The 10,909-nt window shown below is 41.5% G+C and carries 8 protein-coding genes; all 8 read left to right on the plus strand.

All coding sequences use genetic code 11. The features are described 5' to 3' along the window. A partial coding sequence (locus EI161_RS11405) for an IS30 family transposase (RefSeq protein ID WP_192529416.1) occupies window positions 1-279 on the plus strand: 279 nt, incomplete at its 5' end. A gap of 64 nt (window positions 280-343) precedes the next feature. Further along, entirely contained in the window at window positions 344-1,045 is a 702-nt protein-coding gene (locus EI161_RS11410; protein WP_192529587.1) for a restriction endonuclease subunit S, read from the plus strand. 60 nt (window positions 1,046-1,105) lie between these two features. Continuing rightward, on the plus strand, window positions 1,106-1,864 hold the full coding sequence (locus EI161_RS11415; RefSeq protein ID WP_192529588.1) for a hypothetical protein: 759 nt from the start codon (window positions 1,106-1,108) through the stop codon (window positions 1,862-1,864). Window positions 1,865-1,889: 25 nt separating this feature from the next. Beyond that, a complete protein-coding gene (locus tag EI161_RS11420; RefSeq protein WP_192529589.1) occupies window positions 1,890-2,732 on the plus strand; it encodes a tetratricopeptide repeat protein in 843 nt (280 codons plus the stop codon). Window positions 2,733-2,969: 237 nt separating this feature from the next. Then, window positions 2,970-6,245: a type I restriction endonuclease subunit R gene (locus tag EI161_RS11425; RefSeq protein ID WP_192529590.1), complete on the plus strand. Its 3,276-nt coding sequence runs from the start codon at window positions 2,970-2,972 to the stop codon at window positions 6,243-6,245. A gap of 39 nt (window positions 6,246-6,284) precedes the next feature. After that, window positions 6,285-7,472 carry a hypothetical protein gene (locus tag EI161_RS11430; protein ID WP_192529591.1) on the plus strand — a complete coding sequence of 396 codons (1,188 nt, stop codon included), beginning with the start codon at window positions 6,285-6,287 and terminating at the stop codon, window positions 7,470-7,472. Between the two features lie 321 nt (window positions 7,473-7,793). Next, window positions 7,794-10,211 carry an AAA family ATPase gene (locus tag EI161_RS11435; protein ID WP_192529592.1) on the plus strand — a complete coding sequence of 806 codons (2,418 nt, stop codon included), beginning with the start codon at window positions 7,794-7,796 and terminating at the stop codon, window positions 10,209-10,211. 4 nt (window positions 10,212-10,215) lie between these two features. Further along, entirely contained in the window at window positions 10,216-10,875 is a 660-nt protein-coding gene (locus EI161_RS11440; protein ID WP_225735359.1) for a 5-methylcytosine restriction system specificity protein McrC, read from the plus strand. Window positions 10,876-10,909 lie beyond the last annotated feature (34 nt).

Consider the following 10,909-nt stretch of genomic DNA (forward strand, 5'->3'; position numbering starts at 1 on the left):
AAGACCATTACCTCTGACAATGGTAAAGAGTTTGCTCAGCATAAGAAGGTGAAACGAAAGCTCTTTACTTCCTTCTTCTTTGCCGATGCTTATGCGTCATGGCAGCGAGGAACCAACGAGAATACTAACGGCTTAATCAGAGAGTTCTTGCCTAAGGGTTGTGACTTTAGACAAGTCTCTGATAATGATATACAGGACATTGAGAATAAACTAAACAACAGACCAAGAAAACGCTTAGGGTTTAAAACGCCCAATCAGGTGTTCTATAATATAATTTAGCGTTGCACTTGGTGTGTTAATCTAAGTATTAAAAGAAAAGCGCCAAGCCGTCATAATTCATGCCGTGACTAAGGGCTTAAATCCTGATGCTTTGATGAAAGATTCGGGCGTTGAATGGTTGGGGGAAGTGCCTGAGCATTGGGGCATTAGTAAGCTCAAATGGAGAGCGAGTACTACAAGTGGAGGTACGCCAACTACTTCAAAATATGAGGATTATTATGAAGATGGTGATATACCTTGGATTCGTACTACTGACTTGAATAATGACAAACTAAACGAAACACCAATTATGATTACCCCAAAGGCAGTTAGGGATAGTGCTTGCTCTTTATTGCCTAAAAATAGCGTTTTGATAGCTATGTATGGTGGTGCAGGTTCGATTGGAAAGCATTCATTATTAAATTTTGAATCTACCATTAATCAGGCTGTTTGCGGTGTATTGCCGAGTGAGGCTTTTGTACCTGATTACTTGCATCGTTTCTATGAGTTTTATCGTCCTTTTTGGATGATTGGTGCAGCAGGAACAAGAAAAGACCCTAACATTGGACAAGATAATATTAAAGAAGCAAAAACTCTATTACCACCATTAAATGAACAGAACCAAATAGCTGATTATCTCGATAAAATGCAAAGTCATTTTGATGCCTTAACTGAAAGTGCAGAACAAGCCATCCAACTTATGCAAGAACGCCGCACCGCCTTAATATCCGCCGCCGTCACGGGTAAGATTGATGTTCGGGGCTGGCAAGCTGCTGAGCAGTCGTAAATAGAGAGTAACTACATTTTGCGTTTGATAAACACAGAAAATAATAAAAGGACTTATAGAATGAAAGCCATTACCGTCGCCGCCTTACTGACCTCAATGGTAGTGACCACTATCGCCCAAGCCGAAGTCTATCAATGGGAAAGTGATTATTGCAGTATGAAAGGTGATTTTGACAATAAAAAATACACTGCCAAGCAAATCAAGAACTCTCATTTTGTCTTAGAGGGTTTAACGCGCTCAAATCTAGAAAGCTTTTTTTCACCGATGGATATTGAGGCATTAGACAAATTATCCATGAAAGACCTAGACAAGCTGACCAAAGAATATAAGCAAGTGAAGCGTGATGTCGAGCAACTGGACGTTGTACCTGAAGCAAAAGGCTATCAACAACAGCTGGTTAAGACTATTGATAGTGAGTATAAAACCAATAAATTAACGATTTTGGCTTATCTGAATCCTAATGAGGCACTCAAGCAAAGCCCGCAAATGTGTAAAACTTATCTTGAACCTTTCTTACAGAACGAAACCGCCGTGCAGAATAGATGGCAGCAGTTTGTGGCAGAGAAAATTCAAAAGCAAGCAGATATCACGGATGATGGTGGTAAGTATTACCGCAATTTGGCTACCAAGCGCTATCAGGAAGAAAAAGCCAGTAACCCTGCTAAGTATGCCAAAATTGATTTGGTGACCTTTGGCTTTGGGAACTGCGTGAATGATCAGATTTATCATGCTGACTCTGAAAAAGTCTTTAAAGACTCTCAAGAGCTGAATAAGACGTTATTTGGCAAGAGTTTGAAGATGGTATGTGAGGAGCCGTAAGGCATATTAAAAAAAGAATAAATCTATGAAACTATTTCTCGCAAAACGAAGCTTTACTTCTAAGGGTATACTCTTATGCCTAGTGCTTGGACTTTCACCATTAGCGCAGGCGAGTAACTCAACTTCTAACAAGACATTGATAGATGACGGTTCTATCGCTACTCAATATGAGATAGGTGCGATGTATGCCGCAGGTGAAAAGGTCCCTCAAGATTATGCCAAAGCCGCTCAATGGTTTCATAAGGCTGCCGACCAGGGGGATGCAGTAGCACAATGGAATCTAGGTGTTTTCTATGATTCAGGGTTAGGAGGAGAGCAGAATAGCTCAAAAGCATTTAAATGGTATAAAAAAGCTGCTAATCAAGGCGATATGATGTCGCAATACTTCTTGGGAGCTATGTACGAACGTGGTCGAGGTACGGAGCAGGACGATGATCAGGCTTACAAGTGGTATCAAAAAACTGCCGTCCAAATAAAAGCGACCATTCAAAATAACCTTAACTATTATTATGACCACGAGACCGCAATCGACCAAGCCAATATTAAAGCGCTCGACTTATTAAAAAAGTCTGCCAATCAAAATAATCTAGGGGTGAGGTACTTAAAAGGTCATGGCGTGCCACAAGACTACAAGAAAGCATTTGAGCTGCTCCAAAAATCAGCGATTCAAAATAACAGGTATTCCCAACGTAACATGGGAATGCTTTATATGGGCGGTGATGGCGTTGATCAAGATCGCGAACAAGCCATGAAATGGTTTCACAAAGCATGCGGGAATGACGATCCTATGAGCTGTGATCTTTATGAAGCTTTGTTTTTGATGGATTATGAGGTTATAGCTTCCTTAGTAATGTCACTAGAAAGTTAAATCTCATCGTGTACGTGATTGATTGTTTTATGAGGAATCGATATTACTATTTAAAGTCCCTATCCAATCGTAAAGCGCTATAAGCAGCTATTCTTGGCGCTCATTTATAGCCCTATAATCGTCTATCCAATCACTGCGTACGTTACTTATTTACTAAAGAGTATTCGCACTTTATAGCTTCATCAATCTAATTATTTTAATGATGCAAAAACAATAATAAACCTAAACGGACTTAACATGACTAACGCGTACAACGTCACCTACGAATCTGTCTTTCAAGCCGATATCGTCAGCCAAATGCAAGCGCAAGGCTGGCAGTTGGGTCATACCAGCGGCTATCAAGCAGAGACCGCGCTATATGAGCAAGACGTGCTGGATTTTGTGCAAACTACCCAGCCACAGGAATGGGAGAAGTTCTGCCGCACTTATCCTATCGACCCTGAACGTCACTTTATCGCTGCATTGGTTAAGCAGCTCAATAAGGCTGATGAACACGCTACTGATAAAGCCTCGCGCACTTATGGCACGCTTGGCGTCTTACGTCATGGACTGAAGATTCGTAACGCCCGTTTTAGCTTGTGCCAGTTTAAACCCGAGCATAACCTCAACCCTGAGACCATGGCACGCTATGAGGCCAATATCTGCCGTGTCGTCCCTGAAGTGGTGTATAGCCCACATGCCAGCCTAAAAGACAGCACTGACGGCAAGGTTGCTAAGCGTAACCGTATTGATGTCGTGTTATTCGTGAATGGCTTGCCGGTGACGACGATGGAGTTAAAGTCTGAGTTTAAGCAATCGGTACAAAATGCCATCACTCAGTACAAGAAAACCCGCCTGCCTAAAGACCCTGATACTAAAAAGCTTGAGCCGCTGCTGACATTTAAGCGCGGCGCATTGGTTCATTTTGCGGTCAGTCAATATGAAGTCTATATGACCACAAGGCTGGCAGGTGACAGTACCTATTTCTTACCATTTAACAAAGGCACTAAAGACGGCGGCGCGGGTAATGATACACCTAACGATAGCAGCCGCTATGCTACTGACTATTTATGGAATGAAGTGCTGACACCAGATAATCTCTTAACAATCCTTGGCCACTTTATGCACTTGCAGATCGAAGAGGAAGAGGATGCTATTGGGCGCAAGTCCAAAAAGGAAACCATGATGTTTCCGCGCTACCATCAGTGGGATGTGGTAACCAAACTGGTTAATGCGGCCATTGATGAGGGCGCGGGGCAAAAGTATTTGATTCAACATAGTGCTGGCTCAGGCAAGTCAAACTCTATTGCTTGGACGGCGCATCAGCTATCTACCCTATACAATAGCGACGGTGATAAGCAGTTTCACTCCGTTATCGTCATCACTGACCGCACCGTACTCGATGACCAACTGCAAGATACTATTTACCAGTTTGAACATGCCGATGGTGTGGTCGGTAAGATTAATAGAAAAGAAGGTGATGGCTCCAAGTCTGAACAGCTTGCCGAAGCACTGGTAAACACGCAACCGATTATCATCGTGACCATTCAAACCTTTCCGTTTGTGCTCAAAGCGATTGAAGATTCAAGCGTTCTAAAGTCGCGCCGTTATGCCATCATTGCCGATGAGGCACACTCCTCACAGACAGGGTCAACCGCTCGCCAGCTTAAAGAAGTGCTCATCTCTGGTGATATAGAGAGTAAGCAAGGTAGTGATATTGATAGCGACGCACCGCTATCTAGCGAAGACATCTTGGATGCCACGCTTGCCGCGCGCCGCAGCAGTCCTAACCTAAGCTATTACGCCTTTACTGCCACGCCTAAACCTAAAACCATCGAGCTGTTTGGCCGCTTGCCTAACCCTGAGTTGCCCGCCGCCAGCGATAACCTGCCTGCTGCTTATCATGTCTATTCGATGCGCCAAGCCATTGAAGAAGGTTTCATCCTAGATGTGCTTAAAAACTACACCAACTACAAAGTGGTCTATCAGCTTAAGCAAAAGCTTGCCGCCGAAGATGATGAAGTCGATGCCCGCCGCGCCAAGATTAAGCTCAATAACTGGGTACGACTGCACGAGCACAATATCGCCCAGAAAGTAAAAATCATTATTGAGCACTTTAATGACAACATCAAAGGTTTACTTGGCGGACAAGCCAAAGCCATGGTGGTGACAGGCTCACGTAAAGAAGCGGTACGCTATAAGCTGGCCTTTGATAAATATATCAGTGATAACAGTTACCGCGGTATCAATGCCATGGTCGCCTTCTCAGGAGAGGTTACCTTCAACGACAATGATCCTGACAATGGTACGCTTCTCGGTGAGAAGTTCACTGAGCACAATATGAACATTGGGCTAAAAGGCCGTGATCTACGTAAAGCTTTTGACAGTGATGACTATCAAGTGATGCTGGTGGCTAATAAGTTCCAGACAGGCTTTGACCAGCCTAAACTCTGCGCTATGTACGTCGATAAGAAACTGACAGGTGTAGACTGCGTACAGACCCTTTCACGGCTTAACCGTACCTATAAAGGCAAAGCAGAGAGTGGCACGTTTGTGCTAGATTTCTTTAATGACCCACAAGATATCCTTGAAGCCTTCCAGCCGTATTATGAGACCGCAACCTTAGCGGATGTGTCTGACCCTGATCAAGTATATGATCTCTATGAGAAGCTACGTGCCAGCGGTATATTCTTATGGAATGAGGTCGAGCAGTTTGTTGAAGCGTTCTATAGCAAGAACAAGTCTAACGCCGCCATTAGTAATATCTGCAAGCCTGCGGTTGAGCGTTGGCAGAAGCGTTATAAGCTGGCGCGCGAGCAAGCACAGCATGCTAAGGTAATGCTAGAGCGCACCAAAGCGACGGGCGATGTGGTGCTGATGACCAATGCCGAGAATGACTACAAAGGCTTTAAAGCCGATCAAGATGCGCTGGAGATCTTTAAAAAGGATTTAGGGACATTCACCCGCCAATATGAGTTTATGTCACAAATTGTGGACTATGACGATAAAGAGCTGGAAAAACTGAGCCTATATGCGCGTAACCTACAGCCGCTACTGCGTGAAAGCTTGGATGATGAAGACGAGGTTGATCTGAGTAATATTGTCATGAGTCATTACCGCGTCTCAATCCTGCACCAGCAAGACTTGAAGCTAGAAGAGGGCAAGTCTGAGTATCAGCTAGATGGCGGTAGCGGCGCTGGTACGGCAAGCCCTAAAGATATAAAAGAAGCATTTTTATCGCAGGTTATTGAACGCTTGAATGAGGTGTTTGCTGGCGAGGACTTTACCGAGAACGATATGGTTAATTTTCAAAACACCATTTGGGATAAGGTCACAGAAAACGAGATCGTGGTGAAGCAGTTTAGTAATAACAGTACGGATCAGATTATGCTGGGTGGTTATCCTGATGCCGCCATGGACGCGCTGTTTGAGAGCCAAGAGGCCTATGAGGGTATGACTATGCATTTACTGTCTAATCCTAATCAGTTTAAGAAGTTTATTAGATTAATGCTTGATACGAAGTTGGGTGCTTAGAGATATTGGCGATAATAAAAAGGATGAGCGGTATGAGTTATGGCAGATAAAAATATGAATCTTTGCGATACCGAAGAAGATGAAAGGCAACGATATATTTTCAACATGCTACCGAATTATTTCATCATACAGATGGGAGCTGAACCTAACAAGTTACTAAAGCAACTGACCACGGGTTTATCTAAAGATCACCGTAAACGATCGTTTCAAATAGCCAAAGCATTAAACGATTCAATATTTGCGTCGCTCGATATATATATTAATGCGCAAGATATTCGAAAAGGAGAAATGTCAGCAAATCTTTATCAGGCGCTAATACGGATTATGGGTGTAGCGCCGGATAGCAAGTTGTATGAACATACTAAGATTATTGATACATGTGTTAGTCAAACGCTATCTGAGTCAGTTATAAATCAATTTAAAGTCTATTTATACTATGAGTTTGATTATGAAAGTGATGAACTTCATGTAGATATGAACGCAGAAAATTTTTATATGCATTTACTACTGAGTTTTGTAGCGCATCTTGACGCTTACTTTCACCATCACGAATGTTCATCAACAGTCAATCCTCTCAGTCTAGGACATCTGTTTCAAAAAAAGCCAGACCCAAATAAATTACAGTATGATGCAGAAACGGATGAATTTATTTCGCTAGGAAAAAAAGGTAGTCTATTTACTCGTACGTCTCGAACTTTTTTACAATGGTCGCAAACTTGGCTATATTTTCAGCAGTATCAGGAAATGCCCGAAAGTACAAGAGGTATAAACAACGAGATCAAATGGCCTGCCATTAATGACCCAGAAGGAAGGCGTGAATACTATATTCGTCGGACAAGTGAAGGTAAATGGATTACTTTAATAGATTTATATTGGCTATTAGGTATTGAGGATAGAACAGACGATGATGAGTCTCGTAAAGCCCTTCATCTTCGCCAAAATAATATGGCCAAGTATATAAAAAATGCCGATATTGAGACTTTAGAGGGATTTGATCATAACTTTGTTGGATTAATCTGGTTAGTCTATGCTTTTTTTCAAATATTATATGATAAAGGTACGCAGTCTGATAGCGATAGCTGTATCATCTATGATGATTATTATGATCTATGGGAATCCATAACAGATCACTACGAGTCAAAAGTCAGTGAAAATATAAAAAATGACCGTATTGAATGGCCAGACTACCTAAAAAAACAAGCCACACGTAATGAACGTATGGCTTAAGTGGAAAGATAGATCAAGGATTAATAAGAGTTAGTTATTTGCCTTTTGGTGGATTGTTATCACGACCGCCACCTGAAGGATTACCTGTCGTGCTCGGCAAGCCAGCACCTTGACCGCCATTATTCATATAAATTTTCACAGCTGTTACTCCTTTAAGGGTTTGATTTAGTTTCTATAGCCAGTTGTTCACTGTCTATGCTTAATATATTAACTGTTAATGTCAGTTAGTATCTACCACTGATCTAAGAGTTTTGATCAAAAAATATACAAATAGTTTAAGTTTTTATAAAAATATAATCAGTATTAAATAAGGGTAGGTAGATGAGTAATAATTTTGAATTAACCAATGCGAAGTCTTATTGGTTTGTTGGTTCTTCATATGAGGGTAAAGACCATACTGAGCGATTTATTGAAGAAGGTGTTTGGGAGTTCAATCCTAAAGCTAAACCGGTTGACTCGATAAAGTCTATTAAGGCTGGAGAAAAGATTGCTATAAAGTCTACTTATACCCGAAAAAAGGGAGCGCCTTTTGATAGTCGAGGACATACTGTCTCTGTCATGGCAATTAAGGCTATTGGTACAGTCATAGAAAATTTAGGAAATGGAAGAACCTTAAAAGTAGACTGGGAGGAAGACACCACTGTAAGAGAGTGGTATTTTTTCACTAGTCGGAATACGGTTTGGAAGATTATTCCCGAAACATGGGCAAGGGCTAATTTGATAGATTTTGCCTTTCACGGAAAAGAACAGGATATTGATCGATTTCGCAATGATCCATATTGGCGTGAAAGATTCGGCGATGATCCTTTAGTAATATCAGCTTTTGGATGGACGAAATTTTATGAAGAGGTGGCATCTAAGCTTCTTGAATTTCGCTACCGTCGTGATGAGCTTATCGCTGGCATTCATAAAATCTCTGAGAAAAGTGACGTCATGTCAATTCTTAATGATCAATATAAGGAGGGTGTTATAGGAGGTCCGCTAAAAGATATATGCCCATTTACAGTAATGGCTATTTTTAATCGTGGGATAACCGATGATAACCGAAAACTCATTGCTAAAGAGATAGCAGAACTAATAGGTGTATCTGAGCCGGTACCAGATTCTTTTGATGGCATCCCTATTGTCAATAATCAAAGAACATGGTTTTTTGGTTACAGTTATAAGCGCCAGCCAGATGATATAGACATTTTATGGGAAGTTTTTGCTAGTGCCATCTCGTTTACTGATTTAGATGACAAAGATGAGGGTTATGAAGCTTCTACTCATTTTGCTGCTGCTTACGACAAAGCAATGAAAATATATGGCGTTGGCTGGAATCTTACTATGGGTCTATATTGGATTAGACCATGGAGCTTTTTAACACTTGATGGACAGTCTCAAGAATATATCAGTAAAAAACTCAAAATTAAAATCAATAAACATGGCCCAAAAGAACGTTGTAATGCTAATGATTATTTAGGTTTAGTTGAAAATCTTGAGATAAGGTTTTCAGAGGATGCTTATCCTGTTCATTCGTTTCCAGAGCTTTCGCTTGCTGCATATCATTATAAACCAAAGAATTCTGACGAAATGTCAGAACTAAGCTGGCGTGATAATATGCTATCCAGAATTAAACAGCTTTGTTATGAGACATCGGCTTTTGATTTTACGTTGCAGCAGTTTTTAAATAGATTTCTCGCGGACCTTGAGGCTTATTATCCAAACAATAATACTGTTGAAGAGTCTATTAGGCGGAATTTACAAGAGCTCGTAACTAGCGAAGATCTTGAGCGCGTCAGTCGAGGTTTTTATCGATTAATAACTGAAGAGCCACTCCCAAATGACAGCCAAGGTTATGAGGTCACTCTTAAGCCATATATAGTAGATAATATTATTAATGATGGATGTTTCTTAGATAAAATTAAGGTTGAGAAAACCCTTAAGCGCCTTAACACTAAGAAAAATATCATTCTACAAGGCCCTCCAGGCACTGGTAAGACTTGGCTTGCTAAAAGACTGGCTTTTGCTTTAATCGGTCAACGTGACGATAGTAAAATACGAGCAGTGCAGTTTCATCCCAATTTATCTTATGAAGATTTTATACGCGGGTGGCGTCCATCAGGCGAGGGTAAGCTGACATTGGTAGATGGCCCTTTTATGGAAATGATTAAAACTGCTATAGATGATCCTGAGTCAAAATACGTCATCGTCATCGAAGAGATTAACCGAGGTAATCCGGCTCAAGTATTTGGTGAGATGCTGACGTTACTTGAAACTGATAAAAGAACGCCTGATGAAGCATTAGAGCTGTCTTATAGAAGGTTTGATGGTGAGCGTGTTTATATCCCCAGTAACTTATATGTCATCGGCACAATGAATATAGCTGACCGTTCGCTTGCATTGGTTGATCTTGCCCTGCGCCGCCGTTTCGCCTTTATTGATCTTGAACCGACACTTGGTAAATCTTGGCGTGACTGGGTAAAAGATAAAAATGGTATTAATTTAGAGTTTCTATATGACATTGAGAAGCGCCTCAACGCTTTAAATGAGGAGATCTCCACAGATCCAAGTCTTGGAGCTCAATTTCAAGTAGGTCATAGTTATGTCACGCCAGCCGTTGGGATGAATATCACAAATGCGAAAGAGTGGTTCGGCGAAGTGGTAGAAACAGAGATAGGCCCTTTACTTGATGAGTATTGGTTCGACGATCTTGATAAATCTCGAAAAGCCCAAAAAAGCTTAATTGAAGGCTTGTAGGGATATGTCTGTTGAAGAAGATTTACTTAGCGAATCCTTTGATGATAGTAAACATATAGGCAAGATACCTGTTCGTAATCTTTGGCTGCTCATGCTATATGCGTCCGATATCTATAGAGAGCTTGATGCTGCTAATATTGCCGTTGAAGACAATCCTGATGATATCCCAGACTTAGTCGCTGAGATGCTTTGTCGACGGGTTGAACATCGTATTCAGCGCAACCTAAGTTATAGCTATCAGTCTCGTGATGCCGTTCTCAGTCGCGTGCGTGGCAGAATAGACCTTCTAGGTACTGAAAGAGGCAGGTTACTTGAGCGGGGGAAGATTGCCTGCCGCTTCGATGAATTAACCATTGATACGCCGCGTAATAGATATGTTAGGGCGGCTCTTGAGGCTATCTCTAAAGTCGTTAAACGTAAAGATCTGGCTCATCGGTGTCGATCACTCGATATACGTCTAAGAAGAATGGGGGTCAGTCAAATACGCCCTAGTCGTAGTGAGGTCTCAGTGAATAGGTTTGGAAGACATGACGCTGAAGACAAGCCCATGGTAACGGCTGCATATCTGGCGTTTAATCTGGCCTTACCAACAGAAAATAAAGGTACAAGAGAGTTGTTCTTACCTGAAAGGGAAACTTTATGGTGTAGTGGTCAACTAATTTAGGACACCTGATAAGAGGTTTTGATTAAAGTAACGT

Origin of the sequence: Psychrobacter sp. FME5 (assembly GCF_014861375.1) — a bacterium.
Classification (GTDB): Bacteria; Pseudomonadota; Gammaproteobacteria; order Pseudomonadales; family Moraxellaceae; genus Psychrobacter.